Consider the following 23,079-nt stretch of genomic DNA (forward strand, 5'->3'; position numbering starts at 1 on the left):
CAGCACGGAGAAGCAAACCTTATTACGGCCTGGCCGATACCGTAGGCAGCAGACTCCCTCGCGCGTACGCTGCAGCGATGTCTCGAGTCGACGCTGGACAGGCAGTTCGCACCGTCCAGTCCTACCTCCGGTGGATGATTCGAGCAAAGCCTGGCGATTATTTGATTGCGCTGAGCGCCGTATCCGCGTCGACTCCGGTGATCGGGCGGCATATTCAGCCGATCAGCGGCATGGCAGCCCTCGGCGTCTGCGGCAGGACATATCTTCCCGGCATCGTGTCGGCTATGGCCAGCGCGCGGTTCGACCCGGGCGGCTACCAACTCCGACGTCAACAACTCGCCTTGACGCCGACGGTACTGACGGAGGCGTTGCAGGGCATCGTGAGCGCCGACGACCTTGCACATCCGTGGCCGTCACATCCGCAGCGGGCCCCCCTGTGGAAGGCGTCCGGGCAGCGCCGCTACGTGTATCGGTCATCTGTGCACTACGGAGATCACCCCAGCCAGCTACTCGACGTATGGCGAAGCCAGGAACACCCGGACGCTCCCGCTCCGGTGCTCGTCTACATTCCAGGCGGCGCGTGGGTATTCGGAAGCCGGACACTGCAGGGCCATGCGCTGATGGCCCATCTGGTCAGAAGAGGCTGGGTCTGTTTGTGTCTCGAATACCGGACCAGCCCGCAACATCGCTGGCCGCGTCAGATGACCGATGTGAAAGCCGCGATCGCGTGGGCGCGCGCCAACGTCGCCGAATTCGGTGGAGACCCCAATTTCATTGTCGCCGCGGGATGTTCGGCTGGCGGCCACCTGGCAACGCTGGCTGGACTCACCGCCAACGACCCGCAGTGGCAAACCGAACTACCCGCTGACGCCGACACATCCGTCGATGCAGTCGTCAGTCTGTACGGCCTCTACGACTGGCAGGACCGTTCCACTGTGCAGCGCGCACGATTCATGGAATTCCTCGAGCGTGTAGTCGTCAAGCGCTCACAGGCTCGCCACCCCGAGGTGTTTGGCGCGGCATCGCCGGTGGATCGGATCCACGAAGCCGCGCCACCCTTTCTCGTTGTCCACGGAAGCCGTGACAGCCTCATTCCTGTCGACGAGGCGCGCACATTCGTCCACACGTTGCGATCTGTGTCCGCGGCGCCCGTGGGTTATGTCGAGTTGCCAGGCGTCGGTCACGGTTTCGATCTGGTCGACGGAGCACGTACTAGTGCAGTTGTCGCCGCTATCGGACGATTTCTACGTCAGATCCACCAGGATCGATCGGCTGCCGAAGCAGGCACGACCATCTAGAGCAACGGATTGTCACCCACGACGCCACCAACCGCGCGTAAATCTCCACAGACACGGGTCTTCCCCTCGAGACTGAGCCCCGGCTGCACGACGGACTCCGCGGCGCCCTGAGATGTGCTCGGCACGTGCGCAATCCAGCGCCAACGATCCCGCGCGATTAGACGCAACCCGGGAGCAATGGGTCTGACACAGGCCGCGAGTAACTGACGTCCTTCCGCCATGCGTTAGCCGACCTAATGTGACGTCAGACCGAACAGATCTCCGACATCGCTCTGAGCTGCGGTTTTGAGTGGAACTGTAGGGGCTCGAACCCGACTGCCGAAACGCCTTGACCTGCGGAAAGACCGCACTACGCGACGCGAAACGACGTCAAAGCACGCACGGCGGCCTGCGGATACGCGATCGGTGTTGATGGCGTCAACGGCGGCGAGGTTGCTGCAATCCTCTTCTCCTCGACAACCATATGGTCATCCGCTGTCCCGACCACATAATCCGCAACACTCCGGACAGCCCGCCGCGGGCCGAGCAACCGCGCTGCGCTCCCACGGTCATCCACAGCGGCCACTGGTAGTGGCGTGGATGGCTGAGAAGCGCACCGCGGTGGCGCGCTGTCGGAAATCATGCCGCTGCGCACCGAGGCGCTTTCTAAAAAAGTGCCTCTGACCTGCGGAAATAAGTGGAGCTAAGGGGACTCGAACCCCTGACCCCCACACTGCCAGGGTGAAACCGTATGTGCTGGCTTGTGTCGGCACGTCTACTCTGCACCGATTCGTCCAAGTCGGCGGACCGTCTTCGTGCCGATCTGTCTACTGCGTGTTCGCCAGTGATCGAGAGTGTTAGGACACCGCTAGGACACGCCGAACAAGTGTTCGCGCGGCAGCGCGGAAACGGTGTTGACTGGTCGTCCGTGACACACACTCCTTCGGCCCTAGATTGGTTGCCCACCGAACTGAGCCCCGTAGCAATGCGGTTAGCTCGCGCCGACGAACTCCAACACGAACTTGCGATGCTGTGTCTCGAATGGTCGCGCCGCGCGCTCGACTTCGATCAAGTGCGGACGGACGACGGCCTGCTTTCTCTGGTCGTATCAGCGATCCGACCCATCCCGCCTGCGATCCCCATGCTCATCAGCGAAGCCGTCAACCATCTGCGGGCGGCGATTGACAATGTGGTCTTCTATCTGGTCGAGCAGGCGCGCGGATCGGCGTTGCCGCCGGGGCAAGCGGTAAAAGTCAAGATGCCGATCGTCCAGTCGGCCAGCGATCTAGCCGACTGGACGAATCGAACGTCACGGCAGGTGCCGGAGTTGGGCTCGAATACCGACCTCCATTCGCGGATTGAAAGCTTGCAGCCTTACCGCAGCCCAGCCGTGGTGACCTCGCTACCCATTGAGCTCGCCACGGTAATGGGCGTGTCCGATCTCAACGGGGTACATCCGTTGTTGTTGCTCCAGGGCTATTCGAACGAGGACAAACACCGCATCATCCGGCCCGCTATCTGGCGTGCAGTCGTGACCCGGGATGACCGACCGTTCACGGCGCAGAACCTGCAATGGCGAGAGGTCCAGGTCGGCGACGTCGTCTCCAGCGGCGTGCGAGAAGGCAATCCGGTGGAGGTCGAATCACGGACGGCGGTATTCGTCCAACGTCCGGACGGCCAAGTGTGGGTAGGCCCGGGATCGGAGCTGTCCCAGATTCACGATTTCGTCGCGGACATCCTCATCCCGACTCTCGTCACGGGCGCGCCTGCCACGCCTGCGCTACCCCGGCAGATCGACCTGAGCGACACCGGCGAAACAGATGAGCACCGGATCGGAACTGGATTGGGCGAATCTGCACATAGCCGCGCCGGCCGCGAGGCAGTAGCTCAGGTGCTTGCCGACGATTCACCGCCACGCGTATTGCCGATGCCCGAGTAGCTAGGAGAGCATGCGATGTTCGACGCGCACGTACTCAAGGTGTTGATCTCCTCGCCAGGAGACACCGCCGAGGAGGTGGACGCGGTCAAACAGGCTCTTCACGGTTGGAATGGCGACAGGGCCGAGTCAGCCGAAGTGATTCTCCTGCCCCGTCATTGGAGGTCAGATGCCATCCCCCGTGTCGGTGTCGGCAGCGGTCAGGGGGTGATCAACGAGCAGTTAGTAGATGGTGCCGACATCGTCATCGCGCTGTTCGATAGCCGCCTCGGGCAGGCAACCGCGGACGCCGTTTCTGGCACAGCAGAGGAGATTCAACGCGCGATCGATGCGGGCAAACATGTCCACGTCTGGTTCTCCAACGAACCAATAAGCCGCTCGGCGGACTTGCGCCAGGTGGCCGCACTCAACGAATTCCGAGCCGGGCTCGAGAGTCAGGGGCTGTTGGGTGAGTACGACAGCCCAGCCGACCTGGCCTATAAGGTGCGCAGCGCCATCGAAGGTGACCTCGCTCAGATGGGCCTGGGCCAAACCGGTATACGCCGAGATGCGGCGGAGCGCGCTCGCCCACGGGCGAGGCGTGCTGGCGACTCGTTGGTAGTCGAGAATAGAAGTAACAGCGTTACTGCCCAACAGTTTTGGTTCGACATTGCCGGTGTCTGGCCTGCCAGTTGGGGCGACATGGGAGACGACGAACCCGTACATCTCATGTACGAGCGCGAGCCGATCGACCTGCTACCCGACTCGCAGGTGGATTGGCCAATGATGGTGTTTGGGCAGAGCCCGCCGCAGTTGAAGGTGACGATGCACTGGCAAGAGGATGATGAACCTCGTGAGGAAACTCAGATCGTCGCATTGTGATCTACGTTGCGGCTACGCCGCCGCGCCCGTCGTGCGAATCGACCTGGGCATGCCGCCGTTGCGGACGCTAAACCAACGACGGTAGGCGTCAGCCAGGGATCCGCCTGTGACCCATGCGCTGGAACAGGTCCTCGAGCGGCTCACTGGTGTCTTCCAGTGCTTCGCGGACCGACGATTTGGCTAAGTCGAGCCCCCAGTCGGTTTCGCCGATTCGTACCACCGCGATTGCCCGCCGAATCACGTTGGAGTGGTCAGCCGCGTAGCGGGCCAGCCCTTGCCACTTGTCGCGAGAATCACCGTGGTCTAGGTGTGGGTCGATGATGTCGACCACCAGCTCACCGTCGATGTCGCGCACGAAGATGAAATCTGGATGCATGAGATTGAGCTGCCGCTTCGCACCAGAGCCCTTGAAGTAGGGGACCGATAAGGCAGCCCTCCCGGAGCCAGGATTGCGATACCAGCCGACAACATTCCGCGACGGATCCAACTCGAGTTCGAGCGCGGCATCCTCCCAGCTATTGCCGCTTCCTGGATACCGCCAGTCGCCATCTCTCTCGAACGCCCACACATGCTTCTCGAAGAGAGGGTAGTTAGTGATCTCGACCTCGGTGCCCTTCTTGCGGGCCTTCTGAGTGGCGACCCGGCCAGGGTTGACCAGCACCAACTCTCCGTCCACTGGTTTCGTCGGCGGGAACCAGATCGCCTTGAACTGCTCGGCAAGCCCGAGGGTCTCGACGCGGTCCTCGTAGTCCTTCTGCATCTCCTCGATCTTGCTGGCCGCGATCGCGTTGAGCATCTTCTTGATGTCGGCGATTTCCGCGACGGCTGCGACACGCATCTTGGCCTTCTTCCCGGGCACCCCGTCGGACATCAGCGCGTCGTAGTACCAAGACCCGGTGCCGCCGGGCAGTCGGCGCTTTGCGTCCTCGAAGTAGCCGTCAAGGTCTCGGAAGTGAACGGCTTTGCTTCTGGTGTCGCCGTCCCCGTCCTCGTCGCCGCCAGCTCCCGCATACTGAAAATCACGGCGATGGGTGTCGATCTCGAGAAGGTCTTTCACGCGCTGGTCGACTTGCTTTTTGTTGGCACCGTCGACTCGTCGCATTTCGGCGACCAGAAGACCTCGAAGAACATCTTCGGGAGTGTCCTCATCGTCCTCGATGCTGACGATCTTCTTGTCGACAAGCCGTTCCGCCAGGTCGGACGCGCGTTCGACGTCGTCCGGGTAGTCCTGCTTGGGCTTGGTGTACTTCGGCAGTCCATTAATCTTCTTGAATGCCTCAGCAGACACTGCCGGGTTTAGGTCCGTCGGCTCGCTAGCCAGCTCAACCACCGAACCACCTTCAGTGTCCTTGGCGATCTCGTCGACAACCCTCTTCACCTCGGTCTGGCTGTAGTACGGCAGATAGAGCATCACACTCTCCAGCCGTGGGTCAGGTGCGTGCGTCGCACCCGGCGTACGGATCATCCGGCCGACGAGCTGCGCGATTGTTGTCGCATCCTTCGCAGGACGCAGCGACACCATCACTTCAGCGCGCGGACAGTCCCAGCCGGTGGTGAGCGCCTCCTTAAAAAAGACGACACGAATCCATGTATCCGCCTCGATCTGCTCGGCCGCGACCTTCCTAAGCGTCATGTCGCCAGCCTTGATATTGCCGTCGTCGCCGAAGGCGTGGGCGAATGCGTTTTCAGGGAGTGCGGCTCCGGTCAGTTCGGCCCACTTGTCGGCAATGGTTTTCATCCGCTCGCCGAGCTCGGCCTTCGAGATTGAGTTCTCAACCTGAACGACCATCGCTGGCAAAACGTGCTGGAAGCCGCTTTCTTCAGCTTCTTTCCACCACCCCTGAGACCGGAATAGGTCCTCGGTACCCGACTCCAGCAGCGTGTGGTGCGCCTTTTGGTTCTCCTCGGCGAACTCCACCCGTACCCGGGCCTTCAGCAGGCCTTCGTCCTGGACCTCTTGGACATCGACCTTGTGCTCGGGCGTTAGCCGGTCGGACGCCACCATCGCCTTCTTGAAGTTCTCAGGTGTCGCCGTCATGACGAGCGCAACGGGAGCGGCCGGATGCGCGGCTCCGTCGTAGAGGTTCTTGCCGCCTTCAAGGCAGGTCTTAATGATGGTGTCGCGGTCGCCGTTCGACTTCTCCTTGCCGATGCCCTTGTGGGCTTCGTCGATCACGAGCAGAAAGTCGTCGCCGTGATCGCGAACCGTTTTGGAGATTGCATGCCACAGTGCGTTTTTCTTGCCCTTCGACTCGTTCGGCCACCATGACGAGGCTGACGACGTCAGTTGTTGGATATGGGCGAAGGTCACTGTGCCGGCGGCGAGGACTTCCTCATCGTAGGCATCATCGATGACTATCAGATTCTTGCCATACGACAGATGATCGCCGTATCGGTCCATCTTGTCCGCTGACTGCCTGTTCAGCGACGGGCTATCGGTCAGCCAGAGCACCCGGAGGGCTGGGCGTTCCTGAGTTTCGTTGCTGCCGTCCAGGAGTCCTTCGATCACCTGAGTCGCCATCACGGTCTTCCCTGAGCCCGTCGGGGCATGGAGCATGACGGCCGAGTGGTCGTCGTCCTCAGCCCAGTTGCCGTATGCCTCGTCGAGCGCCCTCAGGACACGACGTACAGCCTTCTTCTGGAAGTTTTTCAGCGGGACCTTCACAGTTCGTCCTTCAGGTCGATCACGTTTGCGCGGAAGTTCTTCAAGTAATGGCGGTACAGCCGCGTCGTGTGTGCCGGGTCCGCCCCTGTTTCCTCGAGGCTCCGGTGAAACTCATCGGTCGAGTCAGAGACGATAAACACGTGCCGGGGCGGGTCGCCCGCCTCGGCACGAGCTTTCAGCGCATCGGCGAAGGCAGCTCGTCCCTTGTTGCGGAACAGAACTCCGTATGTCGCACCGGCGGGGAGCGCCCAGCCGCAGCGTGACTCTTTCTCGATCACGGGGCCTTCAGCGCCACCGATCAGCCACAGCAGATGCGCGATTCGATCGAAGGACTGCTTCGCCTCCACGGTCTCCGGATCCAGGTAAGCGAGATCGTAGAAGCGCGCGTTCTCTTCGAAGCCGTCCCTCATGGGGAATGGGTCCGGCACATCCGCGCCGCGAATCTGGTACTTCCCCTGGATCTCGTCACCCTCCGGCGTCTGTCCAGTGATAGCCGCCCGGATACGCGGCTTGGTGATGTACTCGCAGATCCCGAGGGCTTCCCAGCTTTCGTCTCCCGGATGGAGGCCCTTGGCGGCAAGCGACGCCTGTTCGCCTACCGACACTTCGTTGTTCGTGACGAGGATTGAGCGACGGCGGCCGTTGTCTTGCTTGTTGAGCCGCATCACTGCATGGGTGGTTGTACCTGACCCAGAGAAAAAATCTAGGATGAGCGCGTCCCGCTTATTTCCAACGGCGAAGCGGATTGTGTCTTCAACGGCGTATAGGGACTTGCTGTAGTCGAAGCGCCGGCCAGGAAGCATTCTTCCGAGCACATTCGTTCCGCCGGTTTCGGCGTTGTGAGACTTTTGGTGCCAGACCCGCTTCGGGCGGACTGTGGTCTCGGAATCTTTTGTCAAGTACCCCTGGACGTGTCCATCGTCCGCGTACCCAGTGATCGTGACCTGCCCGCTCTCGATCTTCTCGATAGTTCCTGTCGGCAGGTACTGGACATTGCCCTTCTTTTCGGCGGGTTTCCAGTTGTAGACGCGGGCGTACCCCTTCGCCCAGTTGGCTCGGAGCTGGTCTGGGGTCAGGCCCCACAGCGTCTCGCGTTTCTTGGAGTCGAGCGGCCAGATCGCAACTGTCCCCTTCGGCACTTCCACCTTGTGGCGATCTACGTCGTCGTCGAGCGCCTCACCAACCGAATGCAGGTGGCCGGTCTCCTCGTCGACAAATATTCCGTAGAACTGATTAGGTCGTGCGCCACGCTTGCTTGACGGTTCTCGCCGACGGAGCCCCAGCCACTCAATTGGTTCTGGTGGAGCCTCCTGCTGGACCTCGTCTTCGGCTTCCTGCTCGTCTTCGGGCTTCTCCTCATCATCGGTTACTGAGTAACCCGGCAGCATGTTGCTCGCCCCGTGCACGATCGCTGCGTTGCCGATCAGTACGTAGAAAATGTGCTCTTCAACGCGCGAGAAGCTGCGCTGACGGGCCGCGCCCTTGGCACTGATGACACTTGTCACCATCGCGATGGGACAGCCTGTGAAGATTTGTTCTAGGAGCAGCCCGAGACGCAGGAATTCCTTCTCGTCGATGGTGACGATGAGAACCGAGTCATCCGGAGCCAGGAGACGCCGCGCGAGTTTTAGGCGCTTCTCCATGAATGACAACCACAGCGAATGCCGATAGATGTCGTCCCGGTCGACGTAGTCGTTGTTGTACTTCCAGTCTTTCGCACCCGAGTTGTACGGCGGGTCGATATAGATCGCGTCGACCTGACCCTCGTACGCGTAGAGCAGAGTCTCGAGTGCATGGAAGTTCTCGCCGTTGATCACTATGTGGAACGGCTTGGTCGGGCTGCCGTCCTCGTCAACCGCTCCCAGCACCTCACCCGCAGGCACCATCCCGGGGAAGATCGGGTCTCCGAATCGAGCGATCGGCACGAGACTTTCGACAGATTCGGCGATAATTTCGCCGTCAGCTCGGAAGTGCTCGTCGACAGGTTGCAGGGTCGCCTTATCCTCGTCGGTCGCGAGGACGCGAAACGCATTCTTCGGTCCTGGTGCAGCGCGCAGCGTGGCGTACCGGTCTTCGCGGATCGGCTGACCATGCAAGACAACGGATTCCGGCTTATGTTTCTCGAAAACTAGTCCGTACTCAGCGCGACCGCGAAGACGCTCGAAGGCTGCTGCGATCCGGCGGCGAAGCTGCGGGTCTTCGATAGCGGCGATGTCCATGTCGATCGCGTTGGTGGACTGGTGGCCGTCATTTACTACGACGCCGTCCGGAGACGTCGCGTCTTCTGTTGCCATCTACTTAATCCCTCGTCCTGCTCTCTTGCCGGTTGCCGACCCGTCGCTCCACGTCAGAATTCTGACGGCGATGAATCACGGATTGCGGTGTACCCCCCGTCGGCCGGCAGTCGGATGAAGGTCCGTTCAAAACCCTAGCTTGGCGCCGCGCAGTGAACTGCCGTTTAGGTTGCTGCCTGGCATCTTGCCTCACCAATTGGTCAGAACCTGGGAGTGTCGCGGCGTCGCCCCGCGCGCCGATCTTGACTAGGTCATGCTGACTCGGGATCCGGCCCGCCGATGTTAGACCACGGTTCGTCGTCGTAATGGAGCGCCGCGGCGCTGAAGGAAGCAGGTTGCGCTGCGACATCACCGACCGGCAAGGTCGCCCGCTCGCGCTCGGCGATCACCTGATGGCCCGCGCCGCCAGGCAGTGACCGCAACAGGTCATCGGTGCCGCCGAGCGAGGCAATCCGCTCAATGAGTCTCGCGGCCTCGTTCGCGAACTCGACGTTATCGGTGATCCTCGCCCCCACCGCGACGCGGGCCGGCGGATCGAGGCCGTAAAGCTTGGCCAGGCTGTCGAGAGTGCGTAGCACGATGCGCGCGGCGTCGGTGTCAGCGGACGTCGCGGCGGGCCAGAAGCTAGACAGCACGCTCTCAAGGCGCGCAGAGTGCACCGCCCGCAATTCGTCAATTGACTCGGCCTCGCGGCGCGCGAGCAGGCGCGATACGGCATGTCGTGCGCCGCTTTCGTCGCTGTAGTCGAGCGCCTCGGCGATCTGAGCATAGGTCTGTCCCTGCACCCGTAGCTCGACCGCCCGCATGGCTCGCTGACGCTCGTCGGGCTGGCGCACGGCGTTATTGGTCATCGGTGTGTCTCCGTTCGGTTCGGACGGCCATTGATCGGACACCGGGATAGTCAGAGCACCAGCGGCACGCGGGCATTGTTGGCAGCAGCCAGGCGCATGTCGTCGGCGTCACCTAGGCCGACGTAGTTGCGACCGGCGATCTTCATCAGGTACACGCGGCCTATGTGGTACAGCGCGATCAGCCGCTCGGTTTTGCAGTCGAGCGAGCCGGGCACCCGCCGCCTGATCACAGCCCAGGGGTGCAGATCCTCGCCGCCCGCGTCGGTAAGCGCAGCCAGGATCGCGGCGTCGATCGGGTCATCGGTCGGTTCGGTGGTCTCGGCGTAGATGGTCATCTCAGTCTCCTCGATTGGTTTGGTCCGTCATGGGTCGCGACTGGTGAGCTGTGGGTCGGTGACGCTGCTCCGGCGGCGTCAGGGCCGTCTACGTCATCGCCGCACCGCCTTGCTTAGGGGTTGGCGCCCCTTGGCACCGGGGGTAGGCACCCAATAACCACAGGTCAGTCGGGGCTTGGCACCCTTGGCACCCTGTCGCACTCCCCCGCAGCCTCTCAACTGTCGTCAGACAGTTAGCTAGAGAAGTGAATCGGGCGACTTCGTACAGCACTCTCAGGTAGCGAGGTTTCGCGCCAGGGGTGCCAAGGTGTGCCAAGGGTGCCAAGCCCCCTGCGAGCTGGGCAAACGTCAGCGCCGGCGGTGCCAATCCTGGTGCCAAGGGTGCCAACCCCTCACCCACGGTCAGGCGCCTTTATCCGGTACTCGATAACGTTTTGAGCAGCGCGTTCGACCTTGCGGCGCTCGATGGTGCCGTTACCGAGCAGCGCCAGCAGCGCGTCGGGGAGGTCACGGCGCATCTTCCCCGTTACCGAACGGGTCACCGCACCCTGCGAGACCCAAGTGGTTTGCTCGCCGAGGTATCGGGTGACGCGGTTCATCACGGTGTGCAGCGCGGCGGCGTGCCGGGCATCGTCGGCAGCGGCCAGCCGGTGCCCATCGATCTGTCCCTGTCGCACCGCGTCACGCTCAGCAGCCGAGCCGGACTCGGCGCCGACGACGCGGGCCACCGCCGACGAAACCTCGATCAGCCGTTCGGCCCGCTGCCAGTCCTCGGAACCGACGTAGGTCCGGTTGTGCAACACCGCGAGCGCGGCGGCGACCTTGAGCTGAGCGAGCAGGCGGTGACCGGCCAGCGGGTCGGCGCTCCGCCCGAACGGGTCGGCGTCCTTGGCCGCGTCGGCGTCGATGATCTGCTGAGCGATGGACGACGCGACCCCGATGGGCACCAGTGGCCGCGCAGCGGATTCGTAAACGTCGGCGTCGTCGTCGCCGACATCGAACGTCATCGGGTCGATGCCGAAGTCGGGCACCGGCGACGGTCAGCGGATCGACCGGCGTAGCGTCAGCGCGTCGTCGCGGTCGGGCGACACCGGGCCGGACGGGGGTCCAGATGAACCGCTGCGGCACCCCGTCACGCTGCGCCTGGTCGTTGAGCAGCACCATGCCGTTATCGGGCTGCACGCCCGCCGACAGACACAGCCGGTAGGTGTGCATCGGCAGGATGACACGCCGATCTTTCTCGGCGTTGGCGAAACCCAGCTCCTCACCCATGTACGCCTTGAGCAGCTCGGGGACCAACGTCGAGCCCTGGCGTGCCGTCAGAGCGTCGAACGTAGCGATGTCGCGGCAGCCGAACAGGGCGCGGTCGGTGTGCCAGCGCAGCGCCACCTGACCGCTGCCGAGCTTGTCGCGCTCGGCGTGCGCGTAGGTCCGGTTGATTCCCTCACCTGTGCCGACCGGCAGCATGGGCAGCGACGGCATCGTGCGGTGACCGCCGACCGACAGGCGCACGGCTGCGGCGGCGGTCTTGTCGGCGGTGCCCTTACCGGCACCGCTGCCGCCGACGACCGTGAGCAGCATGTTCAGCGATACCTCGCCGCCGATGATCGGCGGCAGGACCACCTGGGGCGGCACGGCCAGCACCGTGCGCATGAGCACCCCGAACGTGGTCGCGTACCGCTCAGCGCTGCGTGCGTCGGCGAACCGTGCGACGTGGCCCAGGACGCCGCTCGATGTCAGGGTGTCGGCGTTGTCGGCCATCACCCGGCGCAGGTCGGCCATCGCATCCGCTGCCGCTGTCGCGCAGTCGGAGGTGGTCGCCGCGTCACGCGCTCGATATTGGTCAGCGGCTCGCTGGTCGTGGTCGTCGCGAGCCCGATCGGCCTTCGCACGCTTGATTGCGGCGGGTTCCTTCGCAAAAGGACTGCTGTTAATCGCGGTAGTGTGAGCTTTGGCGGTCACCGGTCGGGCTGCCTCTCATCTCGGTAAGTCGCCCCGCTCGGACTGGTGAATCTGGCGGGGCGCACGCATGTTTCGGGTCGATCAGCCGGGCGGCGCTGTAGGTTCGGGCAAGGTCAAAGTCATCTCGCCGACCCCATGGGTTTCGAGCCGCGCGCGAACGTGGGTCAGGGCCGAGATCGCGGCATCGATCTGCGACCGGATCGCATCGGCGTCCTCGCCGAGGCTGGCGGGGTCGAACCTGTCCGAGTCGGCGATCTTGCACAGCTTGATCACGGCCTCGCGGCTGGCGTTCCATCGCCGCCGGAACGTCCCATTGAGCGGTTGCACGGCGTGATCGGCCCTGCGCTTGGCGTACGTCTTGCCGTCAAGGCCGGTGACGGTCGCCTGGGACGGCTCGGGCACGCCGTCGCCAGCGTCCCCGTCATCAGGTGATTCAGATGAATCACCTGAGATATGGCGCGAGACGGTCGATTGCGACGCGCCGGTCACCGCCGCGATGGCCCGCTGCGACATGCCCTCACCGGCCATCAGGGCGACCACCTCGCGGCGGACTTCGCCAGTCAGCGCAGCGGACAGGGGCGCAAGGCGGTCGGCCAAGTAGGCGGGCCAGCTTGTGAAGCCGAGCGCCCGGTGCACCTGGCCGCGTCTAGCCTCGGCAATCAGATCGGCCAGCTTGGCGGCGTGTTCCCCTGTGGCCGTGGCCATCCGGCGAATACGGTCGTCCAGCCGTTTGGCGTCGGCCTCGGCCAGCGGCGCGGGCAGTACCTCGGCGTCGTGGTTCGGCACGACCGTAAAGGGTGTCGCCATATCAAGCGTCCTCGCCGCCGCCGAGCATTTTGAGCAGCGCCAGCGCGGGCACCCGCACGCGGCGCTCCCCGAGCTTGATCGTCGGCAGCCGCCCCTCGCGGGCCATCGCGTAGCCGTAGGCGCGGCTCACGCCTAGATACTGCGCGGCCTGCGTGATGCTGAGAGTCGGTGGCCCACTGCGCAATTCGTCCAGTGTGTGCAGGACCGGGGCAGTTGTGGTCATTGACATGGTGTCTATTTTGCACCTTTGTGATGTCTCGTCTAGGGTTAGAAACTATGGGCGGGACCAATCGGAATTACGCACCGCGCCGGGCGGGCGAGGTGGTCGGGGTTGAGGTGAACGCCGACGCCGAGCGTCCGGTGACGATTACATGCCACGATCACGCGCACACCTACGAGATTGCGTGGCGCGACACCGCCGAGGGCGCGGTGATTACCGACCTGCGCGTGTCCTCGCCCGAGGGTGTGCCGATCACCTCGGACAGCCTCAAGCGGATCAACACCGACAGGCTGGCGCGCACGGCGGCGCTGCACGACACCGACGAATCCGCCGACGCCGCAAGGAAACTACGTCAGACGCTTGACGCGGCGACCGGCACAACCGAGGGTCACGATTGGATCGAACGTTTTCGTTTCACCGACGGCGTTATCGACGCGATGGCCAAGCACGCCCCGCCAGGTGCCGCACGGCCGAGATCAAGCGCGAACCGAGTTGGTCGCCCCTCACTGTCCCCCGAGTTCCTAGCGCAAGTCGCGGCCTGGGCACGCGCGGAAAGCGTGCTCGGGGGCGGTGTGTATCGCCGCGTCGCCGACCGTGCCGCCGACGCGCTCGGGCGTGACGTGTCCGATGAGACGGTCAAAGGGTGGATAAAGCGGTGCAAGCGCGCCGGCCTGCTCAAACCCGACGAACTTCGCCGCCCGCGCGAGCCACGCACTTCCACCACGACCGACCAGGAGACCGACCGATGAGCACCGACGACACGCAGGCCCGGCAGCGCGGCGAGCGCACCGATAGCTCGATCAAGCGCCTACCGGACGGCAAGGGTTGGCGTGCCCGTCCCACGCTGGGCACCGACCCCGTGACCGGCAAGCAGGTCCGGCCCACCAAAGTGTTCGCCACCAAAAAGGCGGCACAGGACTGGGTGACCGAGCAGCGCCAGCATTGGGCATCGGCGACATGGGCTCCCAAGTCGCGCCAGACATTCGATGAGGTCGCCGACCATTGGCTGAAGCTGCGTGAAGCCGACCCGTCCATCGGGCCGAACACCGTTCGCGCTGACCGGGAATCGCTGGCCTATGCCCGCCGGGCGTTCGGCGCGGTGCCTGTGCAGAGGCTCACCCCCGCCGCGCTGGCGGACTGGTCAGCCTCACTCACCGGCAAGGGCGGCAAGGCGCTGGCACCGGCCACGAAGCGCCGCGCGATCGTCCGGCTCAAGTCGGTGATGGCGCACGCGAAGCGGATGCGCTGGCTGACCTATGACCCGTCGGCGGACCTCGACTCACCGGAGCAGAAGGCGGTCACCGCCACCGCCGCCGACGACATCTGGACACCGAAGCAGATGGGCGCGTTTCTCGACCACGTTGCCGCGCACCGACTCGGCGGGTGCTTCGCGCTCACGCTGCTCGGGCTGCGCCGTGAGGAGGTCGGTGGGCTGCGGTGGTCGGACATAGGCCTGGAGACGGGCGCGCTGCGCATCCGGCGGGCGCGGGTCGACGTCAACGGGCGCGACATGATCTTGCAGACCAAGACCGACCGCAGCGCCCGCGACCTCCCGCTGCCGCCGCGCGAGCTGTCGATGATCAAGGCGATGCGGGCAGTCCACCTTCGCGAGCGCCTAGCGGTGGGCCGACCGCTGGCCGACGGTGACTTGTTGCTGTCGCGGGCCGACGGCACGCCGCTGCCGGTGCGCGACTACAGCCGCGAGTTCGCCGCGCAACGAAAGGCGGCGGGGCTCAAGGCGATCACGCTCGGGAAGCTGCGGCACTCGAACATCTCGCGGATGCGCGCGGCGGGCATAGCCGCCGATGTGGTCGCCGCCTGGCACGGCCACACCGAGCGGATGACGCAGGCGGTCTACGGGCGCGTAACGGACGACCGTCTCAACGCCGCGTCGGCCGTGTTCTCCGCCGCAGCTCACGCCGCAGAATGAGGGCCGCCCCGACGCCACGCCTAGGCGGAGAATTGCGGCATGTCAGCGACATTCAGGTTGCGGAGGCCAACGACCACCTCGAACTGCGATACTGACGTGCCTAGCTTGATAGGGCCAGGAAGTTCCGATGAGACGATGAGCATGCCGCCAAGGAATGGCCCGGCCACGGCAGTGGTGCGTATCTCGCTCACGGATAGCTGAGAGGCCTCCACAGCGACCGTTTTCGTTATTAGCATGAGTTCTTCGGTGACCGGGGGCCCACCCTGCTTTAGCTCGCCGACGACGTAATTGCTGCGGACCATCTCGATGGTCTCGTCGTCCCACGCCGTGGTCGTCGGCAGTTCTTTGTCAGCGATGACAAGCAGCATGTGTTCGAAGAATGGCGCTGCGAAGTACTGCCAGCCTGATGCATATATACCGCTTCGGCTGCGTCGAATGTTGAGGCGGACAGCCACCAACTCACTGACGTACTCCGACAGTGTGTTTAGCGAATTTCGAAGATCTGCGCGGCCCGCATCATCCTGCGGCAAGTGATAGAGGCCTGGTTTCGCGTGCATCAACCCGGAGCGTTCAGCGCCGTACATATTGGTGTACACCCAGTCGATCGGGTTTTGCTCTCCAGGCGGAGCTAGCTTTGCAACCGGCACGAACGCGTCTGCTTGTTGTAGCGCAGTTGTGAACCAGGCCTTTTCGCTCTCTGCGGGCCTCCCATCGGGGCGCGTCGCCCGTGGCCGGATATCGCTCAACAACCTCTCAAGGGCCAAGAACATGTTCCTGTAGGAATCGAACAGGTACTCCGATGTGCGTGACATACGGATGAATCGAAAGGCATCGTGCTGCGCTGCGGTGATCGCCGCGGTCGGTGGCGGCGGGACGACATTTCCATCGACATCGGTAACCGTCCCGGTCGCAGAAATTGTCGCTTTCGTGGTGTAGACCATCCTCGAACGAAGTGTTACGCCACCCGCCGGGTCAGGCCACCATACGAGGCAGTCGTCAGAATCATTGCGAATAGCCGCGTCGCACAATCCGCGCACGCACATGTAGTCGAGGGCATTATTGGCCGCTCGAAGTGCCGCACTATGCGTATCGTCGTAGCTCGTTGATGCAGCCGGGCCACGGGCGATGACCGCTTTCATGTCCTTTGAGACCGTGGATGTCCATCCGTCGAGAGTCACATCAGCGTCCATACGTGGTGTGCCCCGGAGTACGAAGACAGCTCCGTGACGCCACGTGTCAGCAGTGTCTTCGAGAGGAACCCCAGCGTAGTGCCCGATCGTCACAGCCCGATTCTGGCGATGATCTTCGCCGGCTGCGTCTGATTGCCATCAATACGTCGCTCGTCTTACGCGCGATAGGACAGAGTTAGGACATTTCACCCGAGTGCGAACGCAGCCGCAAACGGCCGAACCGCCCTGACTAAGAGATCAGAGCGGCTCGATGTCGAGTGGAGCTAAGGGGACTCGAACCCCTGACCCCCACACTGCCAGTGTGGTGCGCTACCAGCTGCGCCATAGCCCCGAGAAGTCGTGCCCATCGAAGCTACACCACCGGTAACCGTCCTTCAAAGTTGCTGCTCAGGCAGGTTCGCGGTGTGCGGAGACGGGAGTGGATCCGGCTCCGGGTCGGGCACCGTCCGCGTTTCCGGCGCCGCCACCCAGCCGACGGCGGCGATCAGCAGCACTATCCCGCTGATGGTGAAGCCCCAGCCGTAGCTCAGCCGCTCGGCGACCCAACCGAGCGTCATCGAGCCAACGATCGCGCCCAAGTCGGACGTCATCTGTACCGCCGCCACCGGGCTGCCCGCACGCGCCTCGCTGCCGAGGATGTCGGCGACCGCAGCCTGCATCGGCGACATGTAGATCCCGGTCACCGCGCCGACCACGATGGCGGCGACCAGAAACGCCGGCAAGGACGACGCGGCGCCGAGGAAGACAGTCGCCACGCCGGACAACGCCAGGCCCACGATCATCAACGTGCGCCGCCCCATCCGGTCTGACAGGTAGCCACTGGGGATCATCGCCAGCGCGTTGCCTCCGGCGAAGGCCGCAAGCGCAATGCCGATGATGCCGACGCCGCGGCCCATGACGTCGGTGATGAACAACGGGACCAGGGCGACGCGTAGGCCGAACGCCGACCAGCCGGTCGCGAAGTTGGCTCCCAGCGACGACCAATAGGCGCGGAACCGCAGCGCCTCTCGCATCGTCACCTTCGATCGTGTCGGCGGCCCCGGCGCGGCCAGGGTCGAATTCCGCAGGCTGTAGAACAACACCGCCGCCACGCCCAGCAGGGCGACGCCGTACACGATGAACGGTGCCGTCAGGCCCCATCCAGCCGCCAGGGCACCGACGGCGGGCCCACCCACCGCGCCCACCATGAACGACGTAATGAACAGGCCCGCGACCCGTCCCCGCGCATCGGGTGGGCTGATATGGATCATCAGTCCGAGCGCCGAGACGTAGAACATCGTCGACCCGATCCCGCTGATGACGCGGAAAACGAGCAGTTGCCAGTAGGCCTGGGAGAACGCGCACGCGGCGGTGGAGACCGCGACGATGAGCATGCCGCCGATGTAGATCCGCCGCTCCCCCAGGCGCTGGACCAGCTGGCCGCTTATCGGTGCAAAACACAGCCGGCTCAACGAAAAGACGGTGACCAAAAAAGTCACCGCCTTGATGCTGACGCCGAAGCTGCGGGCAAAAGACGGCAGCGCCGGCGAAATGACCCCGTAGCCCAGCGCCACCATGATGTTTGCCCAGCTCAGGATCCAGACTTCGCGCGGCAGGCGGCTAGAACGGAACGCGTGCCCCTCCGCGCGGGCAAGCCGGAGGGAAATGGTCACCCAATGACTTTATTAACTACCTCGCGCGCGGTTTCTTGCACCTCCGCCAAATGCTCGGGCCCGTTGAAGGATTCCGCGTAAATCTTGTACACGTCCTCGGTGCCCGACGGGCGGGCGGCGAACCACGCATTGGCCGTTGTCACCTTCAATCCGCCGAGCGGGGCGCCGTTGCCCGGCGCGGCGGTCAGCTTCGCCGTGATCGGCTCCCCCGCCAATTCCGTCGCGGTCACCTGATCGGGGGAGAGCTTCGACAGCCGGGCCTTTTGGTCGCGATCGGCGGGCGCGTCGACCCGCGCATAGAACGGGGTGCCGTACTCGGCGGTCAGCCGCTGATAGCGCTGGGACGGACTCGATCCGGTGACCGCGAGAATCTCCGAAGCCAACAGCGCCAGGATGATGCCGTCCTTGTCGGTGGTCCACACCGAGCCGTCCCGCCGCAAGAACGACGCCCCGGCCGACTCCTCACCGCCGAAGCCGATGGTTCCGCCGATCAGGCCGCCGACGAACCACTTGAATCCGACCGGCACCTCGATCAGCTTGCGGCCGATGCCGGCGACCACCCGATCGATCATGGACGAGCTGACGGCGGTCTTGCCGACGGCGATGCCGCCGGGCCATGACGGCCGTTGGGTGTACAGGTATTCGATGGCCACCGCGAGGTAGTGGTTCGGGTTGAGCAGCCCGCCGTCGGGCGTGACGATGCCGTGGCGGTCGGAGTCGGCGTCGTTTCCGGTGGCGATCTGGTAACGGTCGCGGTTGGCGATGAGCCCCGCCATCGCGTCCGGCGAGCTGCAATCCATGCGGATCTTGCCGTCGTGGTCGAGCGTCATGAACCGCCACGTCGCGTCGACCAGCGGATTCACCACGGTCAGATCCAGGCGATGCCGCTGGGCGATCTCGCCCCAATAGTCGACGCTGGCCCCGCCCAGCGGGTCGGCGCCGATCCGCACCCCGGCCGTGCGGATCGCATCGATGTCGACGACGTTGGGCAGGTCGTCGACGTAGTTGCGCAGGTAATCGTGGCGCTGCGCTGTCTGCAGCGCGCGGGCCAGCGGAATGCGTTTTACCCCCGCCCTGTCGCGCAGGATCTCGTTGGCGCGCTTGGCGATTGCGTTGGTTGCGTCGGTGTCGGCCGGGCCGCCGTTGGGCGGGTTGTATTTGAAGCCGCCGTCGGCGGGCGGGTTATGCGACGGCGTCACGACGATTCCGTCGGCCAGGGCCTCGGTGCGGTCGCGGTTGTAGGACAGGATGGCGTGGCTGACCGCGGGTGTCGGCGTATACCGGCCGCGGGAGTCGATCATGGCGACGACGTCGTTCGCGGCCAGCACCTCCAGCGCAGTCACCCAGGCCGGCTCGGACAGGCCGTGGGTGTCCCGGCCGATGAACAACGGGCCCGTCGTGCCGTGCGCGGCGCGGTACTCGACGATGGCCTGGGTGATCGCCAAGATGTGAGCCTCGTTGAATGCGCCATTGAGTGCCGACCCGCGGTGCCCCGACGTGCCGAAAGTGACCTGCTGCGCCACATCACCGGGGTCGGGCTGGATCGAGTAATACGCCGTCACCAGGTGGGGCAGATCGACGAGGTCTTCGGGCTGGGCCGGCTGACCGGCACGAGGGTTGGCCACCATGGTTACCAATTCTGCCCGCCCGCGCGTGCCCCCGGGCTGCGCCGATCTGGACTGCGGCCATACGCTGCGTAGCGCACCGGCGAACGAAGGGGATCAACCGAGTGGCGCAACGGGACTATCGCGAATTGGCCGCGGTGTTTGCCGGTGGGGCGCTCGGCTCGCTCGCCCGTGCCGCGTTGAGCACGCTCGCCGGCGCTGACCCGGCGAGCTGGCCATGGCCCACGTTCGCGGTCAACATCGTCGGGGCATTCCTGGTCGGTTACTTCACCACCCGGCTGCTGGAGCGGTTGCCGACGTCGAGCTATCGGCGGCCCCTGCTCGGCACCGGATTGTGCGGCGGTTTAACCACTTTCTCGACGATGCAGGTCGAGACGCTGAGGATGATCGAGCACGGCCATTGGGGGCTGGCCGTCGGCTACAGCCTCACCAGCATCGTGCTGGGACTGCTGGCGGTGCACCTGGCCACCAAGTTGGTGCGCCGAGTACGGGTGCGCCGGTGACCGCGGTGACGACGGCTCTGATCTGGGTCGGCGTCGTTCTCATCGGTGGCATCGGGTCGGTGCTGCGTTTCGTTATCGACCGCACGGTGGCGCGCCGATTATCACGGCCGTTTCCGTTTGGCACGCTTGCCGTGAACATCAGCGGCGCAGCGCTTTTGGGTTTCCTCGGCGGCCTGGCGCTGAATAAGGAGGCCGCCCTGCTGGCCGGCACCGCCTTCGTCGGTGCCTACACCACGTTTTCCACTTGGATGCTGGAGACCCAGCGGCTCGGCGAGGAACGTCAGCTGCGCGCCGCGCTGGCCAACATCGTGATCAGCGTCCTACTCGGTGAAGCGGCGGCGCTCATCGGACAGCAGATCGCACAGCGCCTTTGATACGGATCCGGGCCCATCAGGCGTCGCGTTGGCGCGGGACGTCGTCGGGAGTTCGGGGCAGCACATACAGCGCCATCCGCCGATTCGACATGTCATGCTCGCCGAGAAACGCGCAGCCGCCTCGTTCACAGAACTTGCGCGCCAACGCGTTGCGATGATCGGGATCGAACATGATGCGGCGACACCGCGGATCGCGGGTGAAGATGCTGATCACCAAATACGGCAACAGGTAACCGACGTGCCCGCGCTCGATGTAATCCAAATCGGCGACCGCGACATGCAGTCCCAGATCGTTGGGGTCGTGCTCATAGCGGCGAGCGATGGAATCCTTTGCCGCTCTGTATAACTCGATGTATCCACGGTCCACCCCATCCAGGGTGGCGATGAGCGGACGAGAGAAGGCGCCCTCCAATTGGGCCTCGAGGTAGCGATGCCACCGCGCCGTCGGCCAGTTGGATTCCCAGGCCTCGACAAGATGCGGGCGATTCATCCATTCCGAGACCATCTCGGCGTCGGCGTCCGGGTCGGCAACGCGCAGGCCGTACGGCTCGGGCAGTTCCGGGATGGGCGGCGGTGGGACGCTGCGAATCGCCTCGGGAAGGTCGGTCAGTTCCCGCGGAAGGATGGGTCCGGCGTTAGTCATGTCAACCGGCGAGCCTACGACGCTGTCGGTCTAAGCCGGTTCACCGGGGCTTGAGCAGCTTGGCAAGGACCGCCGCCTGACTGATGTCCAGCGCACGGGTCGCTGTCACCAGCGTCACGGTCTTCCGCTTGGTGAGCTCGCGCAGGTCTTTCAGCGCGGCACTGTCACCCAGTTCGGTCTCGTAGCGTGACGCGAATTCGTCGAACCGCTCCGGATCGTGCCGGTACCACTCGCGGAGGTCCTTCGACGGCGCGACGTCCTTGCACCAGATGCCCACCCGCGGGTCGTCCTTGCGCATTCCTCGCGGCCACACCCGATCGACCAGCACGCGCTGCCCCTCGTCGGGGCCTACCTCGTCGTAGACCCGCGCCACCTGGACCCGGCCTTTGGCGCTCACATGCCCAGGGTAGCCGCGTACGCGGCGGCGTCCATCCGCTCAGTAGTGATAGGTGTCCGAGGGTGCGGGCGAGTGATCGCGCTCTTCCTCGTCGATGTCCAACGCCTCGATGCCGTAGGCGCGGGCCAGCTCCAAAATCTTGGTGGCGCGGGCGATGCGGGGCAGATCGGAGCCGTTGCGGATCTCTCCCCCGTCACGCTCAAACTCGACGAAAAACTCTTTCGCCCAGGATATTTCGTCCTGCGAGGGCGACAACCCCTCGTTGACCACCGCGCATTGGTCGGGTGTCAGGCAGATCTTGCCGGTCATCCCGAATTGGGTCGACACCGCCGTGGCTTCGATCAGCTTCAGCGGATTGGAGCCGATGGTCGGCCCGTCGATGGCGCTGGGCAGATCGGCGGCCTTGGAGGCGATGGTGAAGCGTGATCGCGTGTAGGCCAAGGTGGCCGGGTCGTCGCCGAAACCGGTGTCGCGACGAAAGTCGCCGATCCCGAACGCGAGCCGGAAGGTTCCCTTCGTCGCGGCAATCTCGGTGATGCGCTCCAGGCCTCGGGCGGTCTCGACCAGAGCCACGATCGGCACATCGGGCAGCCGCTTTGCGGTCTCTGTCACGTGGTCGACCGATTCGACCATCGCCAGCATCACCCCGCCGACCGGCGTGGTGGCCAGGGCGGCCAGGTCGTCCGCCCACCAGGGGGTGCCGAAACCGTTGACGCGGACCCAGTCGGCGTTGCCGGCACCCAGCCAGCCCACAACGTTGTCGCGGGCCGCGTTCTTGTCCTTGGGCGCGACCGCATCCTCGATATCGAAAACGACGATGTCAGCGCGCGAGTTCACCGCCGATTGGAACCGATCGGCGTGCGTGCCGTTGACCAGGAGCCAACTCCGGGCGAGTACCGGGTCGATGCGAGAGCCGATGTCTTCGGGCTCGGCGGCGGTGCTGTTGAGCTGTTCGTACATGTCAGCTGATCTATGGCCTTCTCGTGGTTGCGGTCCTGGGCTCCTTTACCGTAGCCCGACCAGGCGAGAACTTACGCCGGACGGTCGTGCCACCCTCGTTTCTGCACAAGAACCTGCCGGAGCCGGGATAGCCGGTAAACGAAACGGGCCCCGTCGACGAGTTTCCGCGGTGGTCGGCGAGGGTAGAACACCCCTCGCCGCGTTACGGCCATCGGTCGTGCGTCGGATCCCGCGGAGGCTAGAGCAACCTGGTCCCGAATGCGTCTCGATCACCCGTTTCTGGGCTCGACCGGGAAAACCCACGAGGAGTAGATATGCGTAAGGCCATAGCAATCGTTTCAGCCAGCGGAGCATTGTTGTTCGGTGGGGCAGGTGTCGCAAATGCCGCCACGCCAAGCGCACCCGCGTCGTCCACCACAACGACATTGGCGGACAACAACGGCAACAACAACGACCAGCACAGCGACAACAACGGGCTGTGGGGCCTCGTTGGCCTCCTGGGGCTGGGCGGACTTGCCGGACTCATGCGTCGCAAGGACCACGTCGCCGGCACCGGAGTCGGACCGGCAGCCACTCGGGAGCGCGGCGTTTAACCCC

Annotated in this window: 22 protein-coding genes and 1 tRNA gene; 9 read left to right on the forward strand and 14 right to left on the reverse strand. The window is 64.4% G+C overall.

Annotated features, from left to right (window positions below; translation table 11 throughout):
• Window positions 1-77: 77 nt before the first annotated feature.
• The 3 genes from AC5Y4H_RS12405 to AC5Y4H_RS12415 all read left to right on the forward strand — a co-directional run bounded on the left by AC5Y4H_RS12405 (window position 78) and on the right by AC5Y4H_RS12415 (window position 4,074).
• Window positions 78-1,298 (forward strand): alpha/beta hydrolase, encoded by a 1,221-nt coding sequence (locus AC5Y4H_RS12405; protein WP_499981966.1) that lies wholly within the window; start codon window positions 78-80, stop codon window positions 1,296-1,298.
• A 964-nt stretch (window positions 1,299-2,262) separates the two neighbouring features.
• Window positions 2,263-3,216, forward strand: coding sequence for a hypothetical protein (locus AC5Y4H_RS12410; protein ID WP_499981967.1), 954 nt, complete (start codon window positions 2,263-2,265; stop codon window positions 3,214-3,216).
• A gap of 15 nt (window positions 3,217-3,231) precedes the next feature.
• The gene (locus tag AC5Y4H_RS12415) at window positions 3,232-4,074 is read left to right on the forward strand and encodes a DUF4062 domain-containing protein (RefSeq protein ID WP_499981968.1); all 843 of its coding nucleotides are present in this window, start codon (window positions 3,232-3,234) and stop codon (window positions 4,072-4,074) included.
• 88 nt (window positions 4,075-4,162) lie between these two features.
• On the opposite strand, the gene AC5Y4H_RS12420 is transcribed toward AC5Y4H_RS12415, so the two are convergent.
• The 5 genes from AC5Y4H_RS12420 to AC5Y4H_RS12440 all read right to left on the reverse strand — a co-directional run bounded on the left by AC5Y4H_RS12420 (window position 4,163) and on the right by AC5Y4H_RS12440 (window position 11,226).
• A complete protein-coding gene (locus AC5Y4H_RS12420) occupies window positions 4,163-6,739 on the reverse strand; it encodes a DEAD/DEAH box helicase (protein WP_499981971.1) in 2,577 nt (858 codons plus the stop codon).
• On the reverse strand, window positions 6,736-9,033 hold the full coding sequence (locus AC5Y4H_RS12425; RefSeq protein WP_499981972.1) for a site-specific DNA-methyltransferase: 2,298 nt from the start codon (window positions 9,031-9,033) through the stop codon (window positions 6,736-6,738). The genes AC5Y4H_RS12420 and AC5Y4H_RS12425 overlap by 4 nt, the downstream gene beginning before the upstream one ends.
• Before the next feature lie 251 nt (window positions 9,034-9,284).
• The gene (locus AC5Y4H_RS12430) at window positions 9,285-9,884 is read right to left on the reverse strand and encodes a hypothetical protein (protein WP_499981974.1); all 600 of its coding nucleotides are present in this window, start codon (window positions 9,882-9,884) and stop codon (window positions 9,285-9,287) included.
• Window positions 9,885-9,934: 50 nt separating this feature from the next.
• Window positions 9,935-10,219 carry a hypothetical protein gene (locus AC5Y4H_RS12435; protein WP_499981977.1) on the reverse strand — a complete coding sequence of 95 codons (285 nt, stop codon included), beginning with the start codon at window positions 10,217-10,219 and terminating at the stop codon, window positions 9,935-9,937.
• Between the two features lie 392 nt (window positions 10,220-10,611).
• A complete protein-coding gene (locus AC5Y4H_RS12440; protein WP_499981980.1) occupies window positions 10,612-11,226 on the reverse strand; it encodes a hypothetical protein in 615 nt (204 codons plus the stop codon).
• 7 nt (window positions 11,227-11,233) lie between these two features.
• On the opposite strand from AC5Y4H_RS12440, the gene AC5Y4H_RS12445 reads away from it, so the two are divergent.
• Window positions 11,234-12,208: a hypothetical protein gene (locus tag AC5Y4H_RS12445; RefSeq protein ID WP_499981984.1), complete on the forward strand. Its 975-nt coding sequence runs from the start codon at window positions 11,234-11,236 to the stop codon at window positions 12,206-12,208.
• Between the two features lie 54 nt (window positions 12,209-12,262).
• Here the strand turns inward: AC5Y4H_RS12445 and AC5Y4H_RS12450 are convergent, their stop codons facing one another.
• Window positions 12,263-12,988, reverse strand: a complete 726-nt coding sequence (locus AC5Y4H_RS12450; RefSeq protein ID WP_499981986.1) for a hypothetical protein — start codon at window positions 12,986-12,988, stop codon at window positions 12,263-12,265.
• A 1-nt stretch (window position 12,989) separates the two neighbouring features.
• Window positions 12,990-13,211 carry a helix-turn-helix transcriptional regulator gene (locus tag AC5Y4H_RS12455; protein WP_499981988.1) on the reverse strand — a complete coding sequence of 74 codons (222 nt, stop codon included), beginning with the start codon at window positions 13,209-13,211 and terminating at the stop codon, window positions 12,990-12,992.
• 53 nt (window positions 13,212-13,264) lie between these two features.
• Between AC5Y4H_RS12455 and AC5Y4H_RS12460 the strand changes: the two genes are divergently transcribed.
• Together AC5Y4H_RS12460 and AC5Y4H_RS12465 are read left to right on the forward strand one after the other, a co-directional pair.
• Window positions 13,265-13,957: a hypothetical protein gene (locus tag AC5Y4H_RS12460; RefSeq protein ID WP_499981991.1), complete on the forward strand. Its 693-nt coding sequence runs from the start codon at window positions 13,265-13,267 to the stop codon at window positions 13,955-13,957.
• On the forward strand, window positions 13,954-15,138 hold the full coding sequence (locus AC5Y4H_RS12465) for a tyrosine-type recombinase/integrase (RefSeq protein ID WP_499981994.1): 1,185 nt from the start codon (window positions 13,954-13,956) through the stop codon (window positions 15,136-15,138). The genes AC5Y4H_RS12460 and AC5Y4H_RS12465 overlap by 4 nt, the downstream gene beginning before the upstream one ends.
• A 20-nt stretch (window positions 15,139-15,158) precedes the next feature.
• On the opposite strand, the gene AC5Y4H_RS12470 is transcribed toward AC5Y4H_RS12465, so the two are convergent.
• From AC5Y4H_RS12470 to pgm, 4 genes are all read right to left on the reverse strand, one after another.
• Window positions 15,159-16,316, reverse strand: coding sequence for a hypothetical protein (locus AC5Y4H_RS12470; RefSeq protein ID WP_499981996.1), 1,158 nt, complete (start codon window positions 16,314-16,316; stop codon window positions 15,159-15,161).
• Between the two features lie 270 nt (window positions 16,317-16,586).
• Window positions 16,587-16,659 (reverse strand) — tRNA-Ala (locus tag AC5Y4H_RS12475).
• 43 nt (window positions 16,660-16,702) lie between these two features.
• Window positions 16,703-17,923, reverse strand: a complete 1,221-nt coding sequence (locus tag AC5Y4H_RS12480; RefSeq protein ID WP_499982053.1) for an MFS transporter — start codon at window positions 17,921-17,923, stop codon at window positions 16,703-16,705.
• Between the two features lie 53 nt (window positions 17,924-17,976).
• Window positions 17,977-19,608, reverse strand: coding sequence for a phosphoglucomutase (alpha-D-glucose-1,6-bisphosphate-dependent) (gene pgm / locus AC5Y4H_RS12485; RefSeq protein WP_499981998.1), 1,632 nt, complete (start codon window positions 19,606-19,608; stop codon window positions 17,977-17,979).
• A 101-nt stretch (window positions 19,609-19,709) separates the two neighbouring features.
• Here pgm and crcB (AC5Y4H_RS12490) point away from each other — a divergent pair, with 101 nt between their 5' ends.
• Window positions 19,710-20,108, forward strand: coding sequence for a fluoride efflux transporter CrcB (crcB, locus tag AC5Y4H_RS12490; RefSeq protein ID WP_499982000.1), 399 nt, complete (start codon window positions 19,710-19,712; stop codon window positions 20,106-20,108).
• Window positions 20,105-20,482, forward strand: coding sequence for a fluoride efflux transporter CrcB (crcB, locus tag AC5Y4H_RS12495; protein ID WP_499982004.1), 378 nt, complete (start codon window positions 20,105-20,107; stop codon window positions 20,480-20,482). The genes crcB (AC5Y4H_RS12490) and crcB (AC5Y4H_RS12495) overlap by 4 nt, the downstream gene beginning before the upstream one ends.
• A 16-nt stretch (window positions 20,483-20,498) precedes the next feature.
• Here the strand turns inward: crcB (AC5Y4H_RS12495) and AC5Y4H_RS12500 are convergent, their stop codons facing one another.
• From AC5Y4H_RS12500 to AC5Y4H_RS12510, 3 genes are read right to left on the reverse strand one after another with little or no spacing between them, the layout of a single operon-like run.
• A complete protein-coding gene (locus AC5Y4H_RS12500) occupies window positions 20,499-21,125 on the reverse strand; it encodes a GNAT family N-acetyltransferase (protein ID WP_499982006.1) in 627 nt (208 codons plus the stop codon).
• 40 nt (window positions 21,126-21,165) lie between these two features.
• Window positions 21,166-21,522 (reverse strand): DUF488 domain-containing protein, encoded by a 357-nt coding sequence (locus AC5Y4H_RS12505; RefSeq protein WP_499982010.1) that lies wholly within the window; start codon window positions 21,520-21,522, stop codon window positions 21,166-21,168.
• A gap of 39 nt (window positions 21,523-21,561) precedes the next feature.
• Window positions 21,562-22,482: an HpcH/HpaI aldolase/citrate lyase family protein gene (locus AC5Y4H_RS12510; protein WP_499982012.1), complete on the reverse strand. Its 921-nt coding sequence runs from the start codon at window positions 22,480-22,482 to the stop codon at window positions 21,562-21,564.
• Window positions 22,483-22,796: 314 nt separating this feature from the next.
• Between AC5Y4H_RS12510 and AC5Y4H_RS12515 the strand changes: the two genes are divergently transcribed.
• A complete protein-coding gene (locus tag AC5Y4H_RS12515) occupies window positions 22,797-23,075 on the forward strand; it encodes a WGxxGxxG family protein (RefSeq protein ID WP_499982014.1) in 279 nt (92 codons plus the stop codon).
• Window positions 23,076-23,079 lie beyond the last annotated feature (4 nt).

This window comes from Mycobacterium sp. NGS58 (assembly GCF_059812385.1).